The organism is Vibrio sp. AND4 (genome assembly GCF_000171815.1).
Lineage (GTDB): Bacteria > Pseudomonadota > Gammaproteobacteria > Enterobacterales > Vibrionaceae > Vibrio.
Genome location: NZ_ABGR01000004.1, coordinates 90,187 through 109,808 on the forward strand (window position 1 = coordinate 90,187; position 19,622 = coordinate 109,808).

A 19,622-nucleotide genomic window follows, 5' to 3' on the forward strand; every position below is an offset into this window, starting at 1 on the left:
TTAACCTAAAAGAGTTTTTTTAATTTGTCTTACATAAATACGTTTTTCGCTTAAAGCATCGCACTTCGATAACAAGCACCCAATCGTATTAGAGAGTTCGTTTTGCTCGTCCTCGGAGAGTACAGGAACTTCACATTCTAAAATTTCCTTTCTGGAAAGGTGTGGTATATCCATACCTTTTTGCTGAGAAAATAAATATCCTTTTACGAATTTGGAGTTCAATAGGAGCCAAAGGTATTCTTGTGTTATGCCTTTGTATGAGTGAAATCGCCCCACACGCTGTACTAGTAGACATGGTAAATCGGATTTACTCAATCGACTTACCTTGAACCCTGCTCCGGTAAATGGGCGATCCATTGCTATGATGATGTCCTTATCATTTAACAAATATTCAGAGTAATCTTTAGCCATCTCATTGGATAGAAATTTCTTCCCATTAGCCCAATCTGGTTTGCTTACTCCTACATTCGCACCCCGCATTAAAGCAACACCTTTATCAGAAAAATCTTTACTCTTAAAGGCATACCCAACTTGCATGTCGACTAGCTGATTTAACTTTTTCACCTCAACCTTATCTCGGTTGAGTGATTTTTGTATAATGGAGTTTGATAGGTTTATCGCCGACTCATTTAGGTCTGTTATTTGTTCTTGTATTCTTTGTAAAAGGAATCCGGCCTCAATAATTTTACGTTGTTGTACAACAGAAGGAATTTTAAAATTCTGCGATGCTAAAACCTTCCACTTTATCGTTGGCGAAAGAGAACCTTCTGATATAGCTACTGCCCGATTCATAAATACATCAGACTGCATGAAAAATGGCAGGAACTCTGGAATAACTTTATCAGGATTAGCTTCAAGTACCATCGCATGAGCAGAGCAGATGCAATCACAATCCGCCACTGCTATTTTCCGTTGATAGGCTCGTCGCTTGCCAAATATTATCTGCCCTTTATTGACTAACAATTTTTGACCTTTTACATCAGAAGGTACACCATGGCGCTTAATTATTAGGCTGTCGGGGTCTAGATGTTCTAATCCAACATAGATTTTAAGATCGGTTTCATTCGGCTCAACACGCTTAGAAATCTGTTTGGCAATATCACCAAATTTCACCATTTGCCAGCTTTCTGATGACTTATGCTCTGTCACAGTTGTTCCACCTTACTTTCAACGATATACCCAAGCTCTGCAAGGCTCTTGAAAAATTTATTCGCCTGCTTTTTCAATTGCACACGGTTTACTTTCCATGACTCAATAGCATGTTCGATATCATGTACTTGCCCACCAACCTTAGCTTCCACGTAAAGTGGAATAGATAAGTTGTATTGGTTTTCACTGATAGTGTCTAAATCAACCAATGCTGTAATATCTCTTTGGTTGTCTGGTTTGAAGTAAGCTTCACAAAGCACATCCAAATCATCATCAGATAAGCGGCTATGGGCACGCTCACGGGTTACATGTTCGATGCCATTGATAAACAGTATCTTGTTTTTGCGCTCAACAGGTTTATTGCAGTTAAGCACCACAACACATGATTCCATTGGCGAGTTGTAGAACAGGTTTGGTCCAAGCCCTACCACCGCTTCAATGATGTCAGACTCAATCACCTGCTTGCGGATCGCTTGCTCAGAATCACGGAACAGTACCCCATGAGGCCAAAGCATGGCTGCACGGCCAGTATCAGGTTTTAAACTTTTGATGATATGGGTATAGAAACCATAATCAGCACAACCTTGTGGTGGTACGCCGTACATATTACGACCATACGGGTCTGCTGCGAACTTTTCACGGTTCCACTTTTTGATGGAGTACGGCGGGTTAGCAAAAATGACATCAAATTGTTTGAGCTGGTCGTTCTCGATAAACTTAGGTTCGCCTAAGGTATCGCCACGCATGACATCGAACTCTTCAATGTCATGCAGGAACATGTTCATACGTGCAATTGCAGAGGTTAGCAGGTTTACTTCTTGGCCATACAAGTGAACACCGCGCCACTGTTGTCCATTGGTTGAAGACTCCTCCCCTTGCGCACGTAAATCCATCACCGCATTAAGCAGCATTCCGCCCGTACCACAGGTTGGGTCATACGCACTCTCACCTGGTTTGAGCTTCATGATACGGGTCATTAAATGCACTACAGTACGATTGGTATAGAACTCCGCAGCGGTATGGCCTGAGTCATCCGCAAATTTTTTGATCAAATACTCGTAAGCCTCACCCAAGTCATCTTGAGCAACAGACTTAATGCCTAGTGGGATTTTGCTGAAATGCTGAATAAGGTCTGACAACAAGTGATCTGGCAAACGCTCTTTGTTGGTCCACTGCGCATCACCAAATACACCGTGCAAACGCTCGTTCTTTGCTTCAATCAAACGCAGTGCATTTTGAATCGCTTCACCAATGTCTTTGCTGGTGTTGCGCACTTTCTCCCAGCTCGCTTCTTCTGGAATATCGAAACGGTGGTACATCGACATCGCAGCATATTCAGCATCACCTTCATGCAACTCTAGCGCTTCGTTATACTCTTCCAGATATACATCCGATAGACGCTTAAAGAACAGCAATGGGAAGACGTACTGCTTGTAATCAGACGCATCAATCTGGCCACGCAGGAACTCGGCAGCACCCCAAAGTAAGTCTTCTAATTTGTTTTTATTCATAGCTCAAAGCCCTCTTTGATTAACAAGGCTTCTAACTCTTGTTCAGCGACTTCTAAGGCTACTAATTTTTGCTGGAAATCTTTCAATGCTTCTTCTACGGTAATGGTTTCTTCTTCTAGCGGCTTTTGTACATAACGAGCGATGTTCAAGTTGAAATCGTTCTCTTCAATCTCGCTATGTGGCACCCAACGTGCGACACCTTCAATGTCGTCTGCTTTCGGGCCTTTGGTACGCATCTTCTGATAGATGTCATAGATCTCATCAGCTTGAGGCTCTGACAAGGTGTTTTGCGCTCGACCTTTGGTAAAGATTTCTTCCGCATTCACAATCAGCACATGGTCTTTATGCTCTTCTGGTCTCGCTTTACGCAACACGAGAATACAAGCAGGGATGCCCGTACCGTAGAACAGATTTGAAGCCACGCCGATTACCGCCACGATGCGGTTTTCTTTTAATAGCTTGGTTCTGATTTTACCTTCTGCACCACCACGGAAAAGCACGCCATGTGGCAGTACTACCGCCATGCGCCCTTCATCATTCAATGAGGCAAACATATGCTGCACCCAAGCAAAATCCCCGTTGGTTTTTGGTGCTAGGCCAAAGCTTGCTCGGCCATATGGATCACTTGTCCAATAATCATGCCCCCACTCTTTCAAGCTAAATGGTGGGTTTGCGATTACGCAGTCAAAGTTTTCTAGTTGGTCATTTTGCAAAAACTTAGGATCACGAAGTGTATCACCACGCACAATTTCAAAGTCTTCTTGCCCGTGTAGGAACAAGTTCATTCGAGCAATCGCTTCGGTAGTAAGGTTCTTCTCTTGACCTTTGATTTTAAGAAGACGTGGGTCACCGCCATTCTCTTTAACATGGTGGATGGTTTCAAGCAGCATACCGCCTGTACCACAAGCCGGGTCATAAACACTTTCATTAGCTTGTGGGTCTAGAATATTAACCATAAGACGAACAATGGTACGTGGCGTATAGAACTCACCTGCTTTCTTGTTTGCTTTATCAGCAAAGCGCTTGATGAGGTATTCGTAAGCACGGCCCATATCATCATTACGCACACTCGATACACCAAGGTTAACCTTGTTGAAATGGTTGAGCAGTGTCGATAGCAGTTCGTCTGAGAGGCGCTCTTTGTTAGTCCAGCTCGCGTCACCAAAAATGCCATGTAGCTGTGGGTTTTCTAGCTCAATGCCACGGAATGAATCTTTTAAGGCTTGGCCGATGTCCTTAGTTTCTGCAAACACATCTTTCCAATGACAGTTAGCTGGAATTTGAATGCGGTGAAACATATCGCCTTTCGCAAGCTCTTCGTCACCCACTTGCTCCATCGCCTCTTCGAACTCTTCATCGTAAACATCACAGATACGCTTAAAGAATAGGATTGGGAAGATGTAGGTTTTGTAGTCTGAAGCGTCAATTGGTCCCGTAATGATGTGGGCCGCATGCCAAAGGTGCGCTTCTAAGTCTTTGAGATTTATTAATGTCATTGCTTACTCTTATTCTCTTCTATCCACGCTTCAAGGTCTTCACGCTTGAAGCGCCAAGAACCGCCGACTTTGAAACCAGGAAGCTTTCCTTCGCTTGCTAATCTATATGCTGTTTTTTCGGCCAACTTTAGGTAAGCAGCCACCTCTTTCAAGGTTAAAATTTGGTCTACCATTCAGAGTGTTATCTCATGTTGGTTTTATTCATCAGAATTAATGGTGAGAGAATATGGGAAAATTGGGGAATCGGCAATGTAGGATGGTTCATTACAAGACTGAGTGCATAGAAAAAATACAAATGCCCACCAGTGAAAGCTGGTGGATATTTGTTTCATAGTTATCAATGCAGTGATAGCTTCCAAACTATATTGATAATTCAGCAACTCGTAAGTGTAGAACTATTACTAACCTAAACAGGCAATGGGTCTTTGTGTTTCGTTGTACTATCGCTCTGCGAATAGTCTTTCATACTAAAATGATTCAACTTACTGTATGTTTTATCAAAATAGCGCTTGTCGGACCAAACCTGAATATCGCCGATGACATACAAGTGTTTTTTGGCTCGGGTAACCGCTACGTTCAACAAATTTGGTTTTGAAGAAGCCCAAGACGCCCCGCCACTGTTTCTTGTGTCACAACCAAGTACTAAAATGACGGTATCGTTCTCCTTGCCTTGGAAGGTATGAACAGTCCCCACGTTGTGTTTCAAAAAGTTGTTAAACTCCTTGTTATTCCAACTTGAATTGTTAAGCAGCTCTGACTTGCTACGCCTCAGATCTTCTCTCAACTCTTTTTTGACTGCTTTAAATGGTGTTATTAAATAGATGCTGCTTAAGTCGCCATTGTGCGCTGCTAATTCAAGTAAAAGGGCTTTAACCTCTTCACCCAACTCTCGCTTGTATTGTTTGAGTACACAGTCTCCTTGTGAATCATTCCATCGATTGTGTCCTAAGGCCTTATGAGTTCTTGGCTCAACGTCTTTATCGTTGTCAGAGCCATGTATCATTCGGTTGTTGTAAGCTATTTCATTCGAAATGCTAAACATTGGCTCGATACATCTACGATGTACCCATAACGGTATGCCTATCCATTGTTCTTCACCATCCATATCTATCATACAGCCATATGGATTAACGCGATCGGCTAAAGTCTGAACTGACCACATACAAGGGTCCCACTTCTCTGATTCTTCTTCCAACTTAGATTTCATTAAGTAGTCAATCAGCTCTGGTGGCGATGTAAACACAGGTTCGATCTGCAGAGGGTCTCCAACAACCACCGCTCGCTTAGCACGAAGCAAACCACCTACAGCAGATTGTGGTACTGCTTGCCCTGCCTCATCAATCATGAGCCAACCTAGAGAGTCTGGCGGCAACTTAGAAAACATATTTCCCAATGAAGCAAAAGTCGTCGAAACCACGGGGACAAACATAAATAGCATCTGCCAAATCGCGAGTGCATTTTCGCTATTCTTACCTAATACAACATCATTGATTTTAACTATCTGGGTTCGGAAGGTACTTTGCTTACTAGCTTCTATCAGCCAAGCCTCATGAAGCTGTAACGCAGCCGAGTATATATCAGATCGAAGTGCATTGATGGTCTCGTGCTGCCAGCATGCGTGCCTCTGCCTATCATGTCCCTCGATATCATCAGTCACTTCAGGTAAGTGATACCCTTTAAATTCCGTTCTATAGGCATCTAACTCATCTAAAAGCTTCTGCTTTTCAAGCTCTTTGGATTGGATATCAACCTGCTGCTGTAAAATTTTCTTTGTACACCCTTTTCTCTCGATTTCTTTGGAATCAACGTCACCAATAATCAAGCGAATAGATTTTTTGACATTTTCGTACTCACCGAGTTTTTGAGATAGTGAAACTTTATATTGTTTATTTTTCTTAGTATTAAAGAACCGACTGAACCAACCTGGAGAGTTAACCTTTAGTAACTCTAAGGAAACTGCGATTTCTTCTTCCCTTTTCACTTCAGCGTTTCTTGTTGAATTAAGGGCATCAAGCTCCACAGAGAGCGAATGAACATAGTTTTCTAGCTCATTTAGACCACTGTTCATTCGATGTAAATCAATATCAAATTGATGTGCATCGAAAGTATTTTGTAGGCTATCAAAATAGGCTAGCTTGTCATTCAACTCATGGAAACGAGATAATTTCTCGTTAAAAATTTTTTTGGCCGTGTTAAAAGAAGGGCCTGTATAGGTTGAGCGATATTGCCAAAAATTCAAGAAGTCTAAAGAAGGTTCTCTAACCGCTGGCTCTTTGCCTTTTTCATAGTGGTATTTAAAGAAAAAACGGTCGAGAAACTTTTGCCTCTTTTTATAAGCCCCCATAGCAGCAGAGATATTCCCCCAGCTCTGCTTACTATCCTTCAAGGGCTGTAAACGGCCTTTCTTCTCATCAGCACTTACTTGATTGGCTACAGGGCGAAAAAAACCGGTATCAGCATACCTGCCAGCTACCGATTTTGCTTGTGGAAGCTCTTTTGAGATATTTTCAACCGCTGCATTGTTCGATGACGCTACAACCATTTCAAAATCAGCAAGTTCTTTAACAAGGAACCCTTCTGAACTTAACCCATCGCTAGCTTTCGAAAAGGAAGCTAGTACTTTCGCCCTCTCAACAATATTTTGCGCAATTATATCCCGCAATAACGTCGTTTTACCTGTGCCTGGAGGGCCATTAACCGAGATTACTCCACCTGCTTTCAGCTCCTTGAATACCGTATTGATGGCGAACTGCTGCATTAAAGACATATTATGCGCAGGCTCTGTCAGCCACCTTCCTTCTGGTGTTTCTTTGGGGTTCAAGTGATTGTGAATCAACAGTATCGAGTCATTGGTATAAAGGTCGACATGCTTATAACTGGATCGCCCCAAGTAGGTTTGAAGGGGCTGGCTGGCCCTGCCTGCGGAAATCGCATTAATGGCCCGCTCTATATCTCGAATATAGAAGCTGTTTAGAATAGGTAACTGAGATTCATCTTCATTAGATGCATCTTCATTATCGTCTTCAACTTTTCCTGGAGCCTTTTTGTTCTCCAATAGATTGTCTGACTTCGCCTCATACTCATAAAAAGCCATCTGAAACGGGTAAACCTTCGAGTTCTTTGAAAGCAACAAATCTTGATTGGAAATGCCAGCCCATTGGTAAAGCCCCTCAACTAAGCTCATGAGGCTTTTCACACAAAGAGTATGCCTACCCTCTGAGCTAGGATGATTGAGCAAATTGTTTTTACAGCGATCCAAAAGCACGTTAAGGTCGCCATACCGACTATCAAATCGTTCCTGAGATATACTACCAGCCCTTCCCTCTAGTAACTCTGCTAGAGCCCAAGGCAACGTACTTATCGAAAAAGTATCGAGTCGAGGAGTACCGAACTCATCCAACATCAATTTTGCAAAGCAAGACGCTCCCTCATTATCCCTTCTTTGCTCTATCTCTTCAGAGAAGCAAGCCTCCTGACGGTTAGTAGAAAAATACTCTGCAACTTTTTTATCTATCGACGATTTATCGAACAACCCTAGATATAGAGTATAAGTACATTTTTTGCCCGGTGTAAGACCGAGCGAATCACGAACCGCGGGATTTAACCACGGCAGTAGGCAATTACCATGTGACTGCAACTCGTGAGCGGACACGTTTACTGGTGCAATTTTACTGTCGTCTTTATCTGGCACCGAGTAGGCTTGAAAAAACTCCACTAAATGCCAAGCTCTCAATATATTTATTGAGTTTTCTATTCTATTGTCCACTAACTTAAGCCTATCAATACCATCAAAGATCTTTAACTTACAATGATATACAACCTTGTTGCATAAGACGGTGATAATTGTCAAAAGAATGATATAGTGTGACGAATACCTAAAAAACAAAGCAGCATTGAATTACCTTAGAACGAGATTAGATTTTTAAAACGACTAAGATTTTCGTCCATACAATTAAAGTGTTAGAATAATCATATCAATGCTGACGTGGCTTCAGGTGGTCATTAAATACTTCCAGTACCTCTCTATCTGATTTTTCTTTTGGTACCCCACCAGCATAACCATGAAACAATAAGGCGATTTTTCGAATGGTTAATAACTCTATCCAGTGGTTTCCGGGCCACATGCACAAAGCCCAGAAGGAGATTGCAGAAGCGATCCCTCAAATAGATGTGATTATTGAAGTACTGGATGCTCGTATTCCTTTTAGTAGTGAAAACCCTATGATCGCGGAGCTCAAGGGAGATAAGCCTGTAGTAAAAGTGCTTAACAAACGTGACCTCGCGGATCCGCAGTTGACTCAGGTTTGGATTGACCACTTCGAGAAAGAGCACAACGTGAAAGCGATTGCCATTACTACTTCACAATCGCAAGAAGTCCAAAAAATTATGGAGTTGGTACGTAAGCTTGCGCCACATCGCGAAGAAATCGGCAAAAACATTCGCACCATGATCATGGGCATTCCAAACGTTGGCAAATCAACCATTATTAATGCCTTAGCGGGTCGTACCATTGCCGTCACTGGCAACCAACCAGCGGTCACTCGCCGTCAGCAACGCATTAATCTGCAAAACGGTATTGTCCTTTCAGATACTCCGGGGATTTTGTGGCCAAAGGTTGAAAACCCACACAGCGGCTTCCGTCTAGCGGCAACCGGGGCGGTAAAAGATACCGCAATGGAATACGATGAAGTGGCGTTTTACACAGTAGAATACCTAGCTGCTCACTATCCAGAGAAGCTAAAAGAGCGCTATCAGATTGACGAACTGCCTGAGTCTGATATTGAAATCATCGAAGAGATTGGTCGTCGTCGTGGCGCGCTGCGTGCTGGTGGTCGCGTTGATTTGCACAAGGTATCTGAGATCTTACTGCACGAGCTTCGTCAGGGTACTTTGGGTCAAATTACTTTAGAGCTTCCTGAGATGATTACTCAAGAGCTAATCGAAGTCGAAATCGAAACCGCTCGCAAAGAGGAAGAGAAAGCAAAACGTAAAGAAGAACGACGAAAGCGCTACCTTCGTAATAAACGATAATCGTTTCCCCACTCTTTTTAAAAGGCACGTTTTAAACGTGCTTTTTTTGTGTTTAAATTTTTTATTCCAGTGTAATAGCGCAGCGATTTTCTCATCAGCTATGGAACCAAGGCCACGAAACACAACTTCCTCTCAAAAGTTCTCAATTTGTATTTTTCCTTAATTTTTATCGAAACTCGAATAAATTCATCAATATTTACTGTGCTATTTGACAGTTATTTCTTTAGCTTAATTCTAGTTAGACCCCCAAAGAGTAAGGAGTTACAAAGCTCACCCAACCCTTAAATGCGGAGTTTGCAGGTGTGCGCAAACTTATGCAACCCGAGCAGTGACACCAAACTCATATCGGTCAAACTATATAACTGTCAGCGCTGGCGTTTTTCTGTGTTACGAAGAGATTTTATTATGATTGATAAACTGAAAACGAAACCACTTCCTTCATTTGTCGAGGAACGCCTAGACTTTTATATTCGAGATCTGATCGAACAGAACGATAACCAAAAACACTTGGTATTAGGGAAGCGACCACCACAAGGTGCAGTCGTCATGCAAAGTAATGACTATCTGTCGTTGTCCCACAACCAACAAATTCAGCAGGCACATCGCGAGGCTATTTACGAACACGATGACAACGTCGTCATGTCAGCAATCTTCTTACAAGATGGTGAGTCTAAGCCCGCATTTGAAAATCAACTAGCAGACTATGTTGGTATGGAAGGGTGCTTACTTTCCCAATCTGGGTGGGCCGCAAACATTGGTCTGTTGCAGACTATTTGTTCACCAGAAACGCCTGTCTATATCGACTTCTTTGCACATATGTCGTTATGGGAAGGTATTCGCGCCGCAGGAGGGATAGCACACCCATTCATGCACAATAATATGGGGCATTTACGAAAGCAAATACAGCGCTATGGTTCTGGTATTATTGTGGTGGATTCGGTTTACAGCACAATTGGTACGATTGCTCCACTTCACGACATCTACGAAATGGCGCGTGAGTTCGACTGTGCATTGGTGGTCGATGAATCCCACTCACTGGGTACGCATGGTCCCAATGGCTCAGGTTTGGTAAAAGCATTGGGGCTCACAGATCAGGTAGATTTTATTACGGTAAGTCTGGCAAAAACCTTTGCCTATCGGGCTGGCGCGATTCTTGGCCCTAAAAAGCTGACTCAAACGTTACCCTTTGTTGCGTTCCCTGCCATTTTTAGCTCGACGGTTCTGCCGCAAGAGATTGTTCGACTCGAAAAGACGCTCGACGTTATTAAGAGTGCAGATGAAAAGCGAACAAGGCTATTCAAACGCGCTAAAGCGCTCAGAACGGGGCTTAAACAGATCGGCTATCAAATCCGCAGCGAATCGCAAATCATTGCGCTAGAGTGTGGTAGCGAGCGAAATACAGAGCGAGTGCGTGACTTCTTAGAGGAAAGAAACGTGTTTGGTGCCGTATTCTGTCGCCCTGCTACGGGTAAGAATAAAAACATTATTCGATTATCGATCAACGCTGACATGACACTCAGTGACCTTAACCATGTACTCAGCGTTTGTAAGGAGGCGTACAATCACCCAGAGTTAGAATTCGTATAGTAGGTCGGAACAGCACGGTGTCATAAAAACTTGTGACTGCCGAAACATAAAGAGCTCAGCCTAATGCTGAGCTCTTTATGTTTCTCTCTCGCATTTTGAACGTTAATACTAAATCCAATTTGCAATCTTATCGAACAATCTATTCTTATCCGCCGGTTTAACGATGAAATCAGACATGCCTGACGAGTCAATCTTATCAAGCGTAACCGCTGAACTGTCGCCAGTGTGTGCAATAATCGGTACCGAAGCGTAGCCTTTATTTGAGCTTCTGATTTGGCGAGAGGCTTCGACCCCTCCCATCACTGGCATTTCGATATCCATCAATATCAGGTCGACGTCATTCTCATTCAACGAGTTAATCGCCTGTAGCCCATCTTCTGCTTGAATCACCTCAAAGCCCTGCTTCTCAAGCAACATGGCCGTAAACTTACGTAAAGATTCATTGTCATCAACCACCATAATGGTTCGTTTATATGCAGAGTCTATAGACGTTACTGGCATTACAGGAACGACATAATTGGCGTCATACAACAAGCGGTCGATGATCGCGAGCGTGTTCAACAGGCAAGCTTGCGTTTCTACCCAAATCGGTTCAAAAGAAGCTTTTATCGCTCTCTGAACTGGGTGGCGCTCAAACAGAAACACAATACGTGCCTCAGTAAATGAAAGTAATGACTCGACCTTGTCTAGATGACTGCCACGGGGATCTAGACTCTCCATATCGATCAAGATCAAATCAAACTCGAACTCGTATTCTTTCTTCCTAAGTGTTGAAAGCACATCCAGAACCTTGAGTTCAAACCCCATAAAGCGCGAAACATCCGTCAATTTTGAGACTAAAATGTTTTGCTCGCTAACAAACAGTATCGATTTTAGTTTGGTCAGCTCGCTTTTAATCTCTTTTACTGCATTTGAGCCAATTTTTGGAAAGGTCAGGGTGAATTGAGACCACTCACCGACTTCTGAATCACAACGAATATCGCCACCAAATGAGCACATCACTTTTTTACAAAAAGGCAAACCGAGACCATAGTTGCCCGATTTACCCGTGGTGTAGAAATCTTGGAAAATGCTTTGGAGTACCTCTGGTGCAACGCCAGAGCCGTTATCTGTCACCACAATTTGGTTAGTCAACTTATCACTGTGCATGGTAACGTGGATATGAAAATCTTCAGAACTGCGATGATGGAATGCGTTCTTGAACAAGTTATACATAACATACTTCAGCAACGTATCACTGCCCAAGAAATCAAATTCGTTTCTTATATCCAAAGAGATAGCAAAACGGTCAGTAGCACGCTTATAACTGAAGCTTTCGATGGCACTCTCGACGACGATTTGTGCGGAGTGCTTTTTAAAAGTTGAACGAGAAACACGGTTTTCATCAATAGAAGTCAGCAATAAATCAATGGTTTCATTCCCAGAATGGATGATCTTCACCGCATCGCTACTCACTTCACGTAACAATGTCAAATCTTCATCACTCAATGTGTAGTGCTCTTTCCTACCTTCTTTTGGGTTGGGCAAAACGGATTGAATGACATCGATTGACGTTAGTAAGCCACTCAGGGGGTTTCGCATCTCATGTGCAATACCTGCACCAAAAGATTTCGCGATTGATACTTTTGCCTCATGTTCTACTTGGTTTCTGAAATAGAATAAGTTACCAAATAGGTAAATAAACAAGAAAATTGGAACGTGCGTCCAATCCATTGTGTATTCAAGATGAAAACCCTGTGCAATCCAAGCAAACAACGTCGCCAACCCGACACCGAAAAATGTCTGCACAAACATTACCAATGTCATGTGCACCAGCAAAATGTGAAGAAAAATCGCCGACATAAACGACATCACCCATACATTCGACCAGTTATTCATCAACAACATATAAAAGAAGAAGCAGGGCAAACAGAGGGTCGTGACGAGTTGGTAATAAGCTGGCAAAAACTTACGCCACTTAAACGGCATATGGTTACGACAAATGATACCGAAGAATAAAATCGAACAAAGGATACGAAACGGCAAACTTTCATATGGCTGCGGAAACATAAATGCCCACACGATGTAGTAAATAGGAAAGCCGACAAACCCCATCCATCCTACAAGAGTAAGGTTGGGTTCTGCGTACTGGTATACTTTGCGAATCGCGTCCATATTTAGCCTAGCGTTTACTGGTTTTCGTGTATTGTTCTATCTTTTAGTTTTGCTATTTAATTATATATTAGTTATCGGCAGTGAGTAATGACACATTAATCAAATATGTTCAGGTACTACTCTTTAAATTCAAAGCTTTACTTTACCAAGGTGATAACTGAGTATTTTTGATGATTTATTAGTCAAAAAGGGAGAGGTAGTGCAAATCTCTGGGGCGAACTCCACATTGCATACCAATCGATATACTGCTCTCTTTACTCGCCAACTTGTCGAGCAAAGAAGCCTGCTAATTGATAATGAGAACAATATTGCGGTCAACAGAGTACTGTACTTTCGTGTTGGTTACCAATCGAAACTGCCAACACCATTTGTGGGCTCATCCCAATCTTATTGTTGGTGTTAAGGACTCCTTAGCTGTGAGCCACTAAGATAATATGAGTCGCTAGGATAAAAAGAGCAGTACCTGACCGCCCTTTGTCACTACAATATAAAAATCTCACTAATGCTATGAGTAAGCCACACTCTCATTAATGCAACTGATAAGTGTTTGTGCGCTAGACCAACGAAACACTTTTTCTAGCACCTCATTGCCACCAGGCGCTTTCCAGTTTCGTTCTTCACATTCTTGTCCACCAATATGCAGATAGAACTCAATCGCAAGGGTGTTCTGAGAGACAACTTCAAGATACAGCCCATTACTCTGAAAGTATTGCTGGTGCCATTCTGCTGCAGCGAGAAGTAACTGCTTGCCAATACCTCTTCTTCGATAGCTGTTGTCTACATGTAATGCCTCTATGAAGCTGCCACGCTCAAAATCATGATTACCGAACACACAAATAAAGCCAAGAAGAAGTCCTCCCTCTTCTGCTAAAACGATGTGTTGGTTGAAGGGCGGATTGGTAAGGCGTGTTTGCCATATCAAGCGTTTATCATCACTCGCTTCGTCATCCAAGTACGCATCACTTAACACGCCACGGTAATCACATTTCCAGCTGTCAGCATGCAACCGCGCGATGCGTTCATAATCCTTATATTCGGCTACTCGTAATTCCATTACTTCTTCCTTTACTCTTTTGTCGCTTCTCTAACGAGTTTTGGCATTTTCCACCTCGTTGACAGGGTGTTATTGGCAGATATTACAAATCTTGCGCCGCGACCCATTGATTAATACTACTCACTATTCTTTTAAAAGCAAAATATCCCATCGACAACACTTGTTTGTTGCGAGCGCCCCCTTAACTATAGAATTATCACAACTTGAAACAAAGTCGTCTAACTTTAGTTTGACTTACACGTGTACGCTGATATTCTGGCGTACACGTGTTAGCTCAAAGTTAGGGACCTATAATGGTGCATGATAAACCGCCTCTTATTTGGCTCAATATATTGATATTCTCCGCCAGTTTTATTCTGACTTTTATTGTATTGCCTTGGTACGCACACCATTACGGGTTAGGTTGGGAGCATATGGTCTGGGGCATTATTGCCTTCAGTTTCACCAATCTCTCAATTACTGCGGGTTATCACCGTCTTTGGAGTCATAAGACTTATGAAGCTCACCCAGTTTTAAGGTTTATTTTTGCTATCGGTGGTGCCTTCTCTCTTCAAAATAGTGTGATGCATTGGTCTTCTGATCATCGTGTTCATCACAAACATGTCGATGACAATGACAAAGATCCCTATTCAGCGAACCGAGGTTTTTGGTTCTCACATATTGGCTGGATGCTTCGTGATTACAATCGGTCAAAAGAGAACGACTACAGTAACTGCCGTGATTTAAAGCGAGATGCAATCGTAACGTGGCAACACAAGTATTACGTTCCTTTAGCCGTTGCGACAAACATCGCCTTTCCTCTTATATTGGGTCTTATTTACGGAGATGTCTGGGGAATGTTCCTGATTGTTGGCGCTGCTCGGCTGTTCTTGAGCCACCACACTACTTTTTTTATCAACTCATTGGCGCACGTTTGGGGTAAACAAACCTTCACCGATAAAAATACCGCTCGCGATAATGGTATTTTGTCATTTTTCACTTTTGGTGAGGGTTATCATAACTTCCACCACATTTTTGAGAACGACTATCGAAATGGCGTGGACTGGTGGCACTACGATCCAACCAAATGGTTGATCAAGTCTTGCTCTTGGTTGGGTTTAACAACAAAGTTACGTACAACCTCAACATTTCGTATCGAGAAAGCGCGCGCAACTCAGTTATTGAAAAAAGCCAAAGAGAAGCTGGAGAGTAAGCCAAACAGCCAATCGATGAGAGAGCAGTTACAGCAAGAGTTTGACGCTTTAGTGCATCATATGCAGGAATACTATGAAGCCCGCAAAGAAGTACTCGGTGAGAAAACAGCAACAGTAGTGAAAAAGTACGAACGATCGGTATCTCATTTAAAATACCTGCAAATCAAGGAAGAATTTGAACGTCAACAACACAGTTGGAACCGCTTGGTGCGTCGCTACGTGTAGCTCATGCATAAACACAACAGAAAAAGCTCCGTCAATCCGGAGCTTTTCATTCAAACAAGCGCTTAAATGTGATCCAATTCACGCTATCTATCTGCCCGCTTTCAATCATTCCACATTAAATTTATTCGCCGTATTGTTCATACTTTTGTTTCTTTAAACTCAACAAAACCAACAGTTAACACCAAAAATACATAATTCAAACAATGTCACTTAAGACAACTATTTATTAATATGTTATTTGTTTTAGATCATGCTAGCTCTAATTTCGTCTCGTGCCACAGGAAAGAATTCTGTAAATTCTCTGTCATAAACTGAAACCGTTTCTTTCTTTTTAATCGTATCTGGAGACAACCCTATGTTAGAGCTTTTAATTGGCCTAGTCGTGACCATTGCTGTGGGTTATTTCATTGTCAAAGGCTACAAAGCCGCTGGCGTGTTATTAACCGCAGGTATTAGTTTACTCTTAATGACAGGTCTGCTCGGCCATGATGTTCTACCATCAAAAATAACCTCAACAGGTAATATGGTAACGGACGCATTAGAGTACGTGAAATACATGCTTCAATACCGAGGCGGTGGCCTTGGTATGCAGATCATGCTTCTTTGTGGTTTCGCCTCTTACATGACACACATAGGTGCAAACAATGTTGTGGTAAAACAGTTTTCTAAACCGCTCTCTGTTATCAAATCGCCTTACGTCCTTTTGGTAGCGGCCTACATCGTTGCCTGTTTAATGTCTCTTGCAGTAAGCTCAGCGACTGGCCTAGGCGTGCTATTAATGGCGACCCTGTTCCCAATGATGACCGCAATGGGTATCTCTCGTCCTGCAGCCGTCGCTGTCTGTGCATCACCTGCGGCCATCATTCTTTCTCCGACATCCGGTGACGTGGTTATCGCAGCAGAAAAATCAGGTTTGGCATTGGATGTATTCGCAGTTCAGACCGTTCTGCCAGTTTCGATTAGCGCAATCATTGTGATGGCAGCGGCAGCTTTCTTTTGGAACAAGTACTTAGATAAGAAAGACAACACACCAATGGAAAAGGTTGACGTTTCTCACATAAAAGCGGACGCACCAGGGTTTTACGCTCTTCTACCTTTTCTACCCATCATCGGTGTATTTCTATTTAACGGCCGCACAATTCCGGGCCTGACTCTGGACATTTACACCATCGTCGTTGGTTCTATCTTCCTAGGCGCTGTGATTCACTATGTAGTGAACAAATTCGACGGCAAAAAGTCACTTGAGGATTTAGATTCTTGTTACGCAGGCATGGCGGATGCGTTCAAAGGCGTGGTAATGCTGTTGGTAGCGGCAGGTGTGTTCGCACAAGGTCTAATGTCCATTGGTGCTATCGATAACCTGCTTCACCTTGCTGATAACGCAGGCGCTGGTGGTGTTGCTCTGATGTTTATTCTGACTGGCCTTACCGTGGCTGCCGCAATTGCCACGGGCTCTGGTAACGCACCCTTCTATGCGTTCGTAGAGCTTGCTCCTTCACTGGCTGCGAAGATGGGTTTAAACCCTGCGTTTCTTATCATACCAATGCTGCAAGCCTCTAACCTAGGCCGTACGATCTCGCCAGTCTCTGGTGTTATCGTGGCAACTTCGGGTATGGCCAAAATCAGTCCATTTGAAGTGGTGAAACGCACATCAGTGCCTGTGCTAGCAGGTCTGATCACCGTGATCATTGGTACTATGGTTCTTGTCCCAATGTCAGCGTAAGTGCTAAATACACCGTTGGATTATTACGGCTCGGCGTTATCGTCGAGTCTTATCTGTTCCTCACAACCTTGCTTGCTTATATCAATCCTGTTTCGTTTTAACGAATGTGGCATTCAACGACCATCGTATACCTGTGTAGCTTAGTGGTTTAGCGGTTTAGCGGTTTAGCGGTTTACAGTAAAACGTCAGCAATACAAAAACGCCAGCGACTATCGCTGGCGTTTTTTATATTCAGTGCTTAATAACGCGATTTACGCCGCTTTAAAGCGCTCTGGAATCTTAGTGATGCTTTGACGATAGCTAAACCACAAGTAGGTTGCTGCTAGCGAGAAGAACAAGTAAGACAACGCAAATACGATAGGAGAAGTCATTAGCTCTGCCGACATCCCCCACATCACGCCAACCACCGTAATCGTCAATTTAGACAACATACCACAGATCAGTAAGAACAGGGCGAGCTGAGGAAACCGCGAGCTACGGAATGCGAAGAAGTAGCAGCTACCGACGGCAAGCAATGCAATAGAAAGGCCTAACATGAATGAATGGATGTGATCTGCCGATGCGACGCCTGCAGAAACAGAAGCCATAAGTAATAGGAACAATTTCATAAATCACCTCACTACAAGTAGAGAAAAGCATCCTTTCATTAATGAAAACTCATTTTTCGACCTATTTTGCTTATCTTTTCAGCAAATACAAGCCTATTTTTGCTTGTTTTATACCTAAGAAACTGGCACGAATTTAATTATTACAATCAGTTAACATCCACTACTTTATAAACCTCTTATATCTTGCACTTACAGAAAGCAGCCTCTATTTTCATACTTTTTGTTACAGGAAGTTAACATGAAAAATTTGTAACTTTTTGTTTAATTTTGAACCAAACGTTCATCTGTACGCGTCCTCTCTCACTTCATTGTTGCCTCAACACTGAGCAAAAACGATCTTCCCTTGGGCTTACACTTTGCTCTTTTACAAAACCCTTTCGTTACAGATGATGTTTAATGTTTCAAATTATTTTTATAAACATGGCTAAAAACAGATTCCAATCACACATTTATTGGTTATAATCCGCGCTCATTTTGTTTTGCATCGAAAAATGCAAACTTATTTTGAGCAAACATTATCTTTCAACCGACCCCTCTTTGCTTCCCGCTAAGAGGTATTACTGAGAACAAAAATGAGCAAGATTGATAAAGCTATGCGTATCCTGTTAGCAGGATTCTGTATCAACCTTTGTCTTGGCATCCTGTATGCTTGGAGTGTATTCAACAAAGCACTGGTAACAGAGTCAGGCTGGAGCGCAGCAGAAGCCTCTGCACCTTACGCAACTGCAACTATTACCTTCTCTATCTGTCTTCTTGTTGCAGGCATCCTTCAAGACCGCATGGGTCCACGTTTGATTCTAATCCTAGGTACCGCTCTAACAGGCCTAGGCATGATCGCATCCAGTTTTGTTGACTCACCACTCATGCTGAATATTACTTTCGGTGTTATCACGGGTGCTGGTATCGGTTTTGGTTACGCATGTCTTTCCCCTTCTGCAATGAAGTGGTTCCATGCGTCGAAAAAAGGAATGGTTAACGGCATCATCGCAGCAGGTTTCGGTCTGGCGGCGATTTACCTAGCGCCAGTCACTGCTGCACTTATCGACAGCGTGGGCATCCAGACGAGCTTCCTAGTTCTCGGTGTTGGTATTCTTGCTATCGCCGTTCCTCTAGCGGCAACAATCAACAACCCATCTGCGGATTACGTACCTGCAGAACCTAAAGTAAAACAAGGTCAAGCGCCTAAGGTTGTGAAAAAATCTGAAGACCTAACTTGGAAAGCGATGCTGAAAACGCCACAGTTCTATTCTTTATGGATAATGTACGCGTTCGCAGCCTCTGTTGGCCTCATGATTATCGGTAACATCACCACGATCGCAAGCGTTCAAGCAAACCTACCAAACGCGGTTTACTTAGCCTCTATCCTTGCAGTATTTAACTCAGGCGGTCGAGTTGTCGCTGGTATGCTGGCAGACAAAATTGGTGGTGTACGTACTCTTCTTCTCGCGTTTGTTCTACAGGGTATTAACATGGCACTGTTCGCAACGTTCGAGACTGAGTTGACACTGATTATCGGCACAGCAATCGCAGCACTGGGTTACGGTACACTTCTGGCAGTATTCCCGACCATAACAGCTGAATTCTACGGTCTGAAGAACTACGGTACTAACTACGGCGTGCTCTACACGGCATGGGGTATCGGTGGTGCAATCGGTGCTGCCGTTGTCGGTTTCTCAATGACGAATGGCGACGGCTACACGCTGGCTTACACTATTTCGGCAGTAATGATGGCGGTATGTATCGTACTGGCCTTCGTCACCAAACCACTGACTGAAGCAAAAATAGCGCAACTGAAGAGCGCTTAATCGCCAGTCTGGTTCTCATTATCTTACAGAACCGCAGAAATTGATTCGAAAAAGGCTTAATCTATGGGTTAAGCCTTTTTTATTGT

13 protein-coding genes are annotated in these 19,622 nt (G+C 43.0%); 5 read left to right on the forward strand and 8 right to left on the reverse strand.

Annotation, left to right across the window (positions count from 1 at the left end):
• From AND4_RS19465 to AND4_RS07200, 5 genes are all read right to left on the reverse strand, one after another.
• A complete protein-coding gene (locus AND4_RS19465; RefSeq protein WP_009842279.1) occupies positions 1 to 1,149 on the reverse strand; it encodes a restriction endonuclease subunit S in 1,149 nt (382 codons plus the stop codon).
• Complete coding sequence (locus AND4_RS07185; protein WP_009842280.1) at positions 1,146 to 2,660, reverse strand: class I SAM-dependent DNA methyltransferase; 1,515 nt, start codon at positions 2,658 to 2,660, stop codon at positions 1,146 to 1,148. The genes AND4_RS19465 and AND4_RS07185 overlap by 4 nt, the downstream gene beginning before the upstream one ends.
• Complete coding sequence (locus AND4_RS07190) at positions 2,657 to 4,156, reverse strand: class I SAM-dependent DNA methyltransferase (RefSeq protein WP_009842281.1); 1,500 nt, start codon at positions 4,154 to 4,156, stop codon at positions 2,657 to 2,659. The genes AND4_RS07185 and AND4_RS07190 overlap by 4 nt, the downstream gene beginning before the upstream one ends.
• Positions 4,153 to 4,329 carry a helix-turn-helix domain-containing protein gene (locus AND4_RS07195; protein ID WP_009842282.1) on the reverse strand — a complete coding sequence of 59 codons (177 nt, stop codon included), beginning with the start codon at positions 4,327 to 4,329 and terminating at the stop codon, positions 4,153 to 4,155. The genes AND4_RS07190 and AND4_RS07195 overlap by 4 nt, the downstream gene beginning before the upstream one ends.
• 233 nt (positions 4,330 to 4,562) lie before the next feature.
• The gene (locus AND4_RS07200; protein WP_043991550.1) at positions 4,563 to 7,922 is read right to left on the reverse strand and encodes an ATP-binding protein; all 3,360 of its coding nucleotides are present in this window, start codon (positions 7,920 to 7,922) and stop codon (positions 4,563 to 4,565) included.
• 320 nt (positions 7,923 to 8,242) lie between these two features.
• On the opposite strand from AND4_RS07200, the gene ylqF reads away from it, so the two are divergent.
• Positions 8,243 to 9,187 (forward strand): ribosome biogenesis GTPase YlqF, encoded by a 945-nt coding sequence (gene ylqF / locus AND4_RS07205; protein ID WP_009842284.1) that lies wholly within the window; start codon positions 8,243 to 8,245, stop codon positions 9,185 to 9,187.
• A 405-nt stretch (positions 9,188 to 9,592) separates the two neighbouring features.
• Entirely contained in the window at positions 9,593 to 10,774 is a 1,182-nt protein-coding gene (gene cqsA, locus AND4_RS07210; protein ID WP_009842285.1) for an alpha-hydroxyketone-type quorum-sensing autoinducer synthase, read from the forward strand.
• Positions 10,775 to 10,882: 108 nt separating this feature from the next.
• On the opposite strand, the gene AND4_RS07215 is transcribed toward cqsA, so the two are convergent.
• Together AND4_RS07215 and AND4_RS07220 are read right to left on the reverse strand one after the other, a co-directional pair.
• The gene (locus AND4_RS07215) at positions 10,883 to 12,928 is read right to left on the reverse strand and encodes a hybrid sensor histidine kinase/response regulator (protein WP_009842286.1); all 2,046 of its coding nucleotides are present in this window, start codon (positions 12,926 to 12,928) and stop codon (positions 10,883 to 10,885) included.
• A gap of 505 nt (positions 12,929 to 13,433) precedes the next feature.
• Entirely contained in the window at positions 13,434 to 13,982 is a 549-nt protein-coding gene (locus tag AND4_RS07220) for a GNAT family N-acetyltransferase (RefSeq protein WP_009842287.1), read from the reverse strand.
• 293 nt (positions 13,983 to 14,275) lie between these two features.
• On the opposite strand from AND4_RS07220, the gene AND4_RS07225 reads away from it, so the two are divergent.
• Both AND4_RS07225 and dcuC read left to right on the forward strand, forming a co-directional pair.
• Positions 14,276 to 15,400, forward strand: a complete 1,125-nt coding sequence (locus tag AND4_RS07225) for a fatty acid desaturase (protein WP_009842288.1) — start codon at positions 14,276 to 14,278, stop codon at positions 15,398 to 15,400.
• A 355-nt stretch (positions 15,401 to 15,755) separates the two neighbouring features.
• Positions 15,756 to 17,123 carry an anaerobic C4-dicarboxylate transporter DcuC gene (gene dcuC, locus AND4_RS07230; RefSeq protein WP_009842289.1) on the forward strand — a complete coding sequence of 456 codons (1,368 nt, stop codon included), beginning with the start codon at positions 15,756 to 15,758 and terminating at the stop codon, positions 17,121 to 17,123.
• Positions 17,124 to 17,374: 251 nt separating this feature from the next.
• Here the strand turns inward: dcuC and AND4_RS07235 are convergent, their stop codons facing one another.
• A complete protein-coding gene (locus AND4_RS07235; protein WP_009842290.1) occupies positions 17,375 to 17,731 on the reverse strand; it encodes a hypothetical protein in 357 nt (118 codons plus the stop codon).
• A 572-nt stretch (positions 17,732 to 18,303) separates the two neighbouring features.
• Here AND4_RS07235 and AND4_RS07240 point away from each other — a divergent pair.
• Positions 18,304 to 19,536: an OFA family MFS transporter gene (locus AND4_RS07240; RefSeq protein WP_009842291.1), complete on the forward strand. Its 1,233-nt coding sequence runs from the start codon at positions 18,304 to 18,306 to the stop codon at positions 19,534 to 19,536.
• The last annotated feature ends 86 nt before the right edge of the window (positions 19,537 to 19,622 follow it).

Coding starts and splice junctions, on each gene's coding strand:
- AND4_RS07185 (WP_009842280.1), bottom strand. CDS start 2,660: ATGAATAAAAACAAATTAGAAGACTTACTTTGGGGTGCTGCCGAGTTC.
- AND4_RS07190 (WP_009842281.1), bottom strand. CDS start 4,156: ATGACATTAATAAATCTCAAAGACTTAGAAGCGCACCTTTGGCATGCG.
- AND4_RS07195 (WP_009842282.1), bottom strand. CDS start 4,329: ATGGTAGACCAAATTTTAACCTTGAAAGAGGTGGCTGCTTACCTAAAG.
- ylqF (WP_009842284.1), top strand. CDS start 8,243: ATGGTTAATAACTCTATCCAGTGGTTTCCGGGCCACATGCACAAAGCC.
- cqsA (WP_009842285.1), top strand. CDS start 9,593: ATGATTGATAAACTGAAAACGAAACCACTTCCTTCATTTGTCGAGGAA.
- AND4_RS07215 (WP_009842286.1), bottom strand. CDS start 12,928: ATGGACGCGATTCGCAAAGTATACCAGTACGCAGAACCCAACCTTACT.
- AND4_RS07220 (WP_009842287.1), bottom strand. CDS start 13,982: ATGGAATTACGAGTAGCCGAATATAAGGATTATGAACGCATCGCGCGG.
- AND4_RS07225 (WP_009842288.1), top strand. CDS start 14,276: ATGGTGCATGATAAACCGCCTCTTATTTGGCTCAATATATTGATATTC.
- dcuC (WP_009842289.1), top strand. CDS start 15,756: ATGTTAGAGCTTTTAATTGGCCTAGTCGTGACCATTGCTGTGGGTTAT.
- AND4_RS07235 (WP_009842290.1), bottom strand. CDS start 17,731: ATGAAATTGTTCCTATTACTTATGGCTTCTGTTTCTGCAGGCGTCGCA.
- AND4_RS07240 (WP_009842291.1), top strand. CDS start 18,304: ATGAGCAAGATTGATAAAGCTATGCGTATCCTGTTAGCAGGATTCTGT.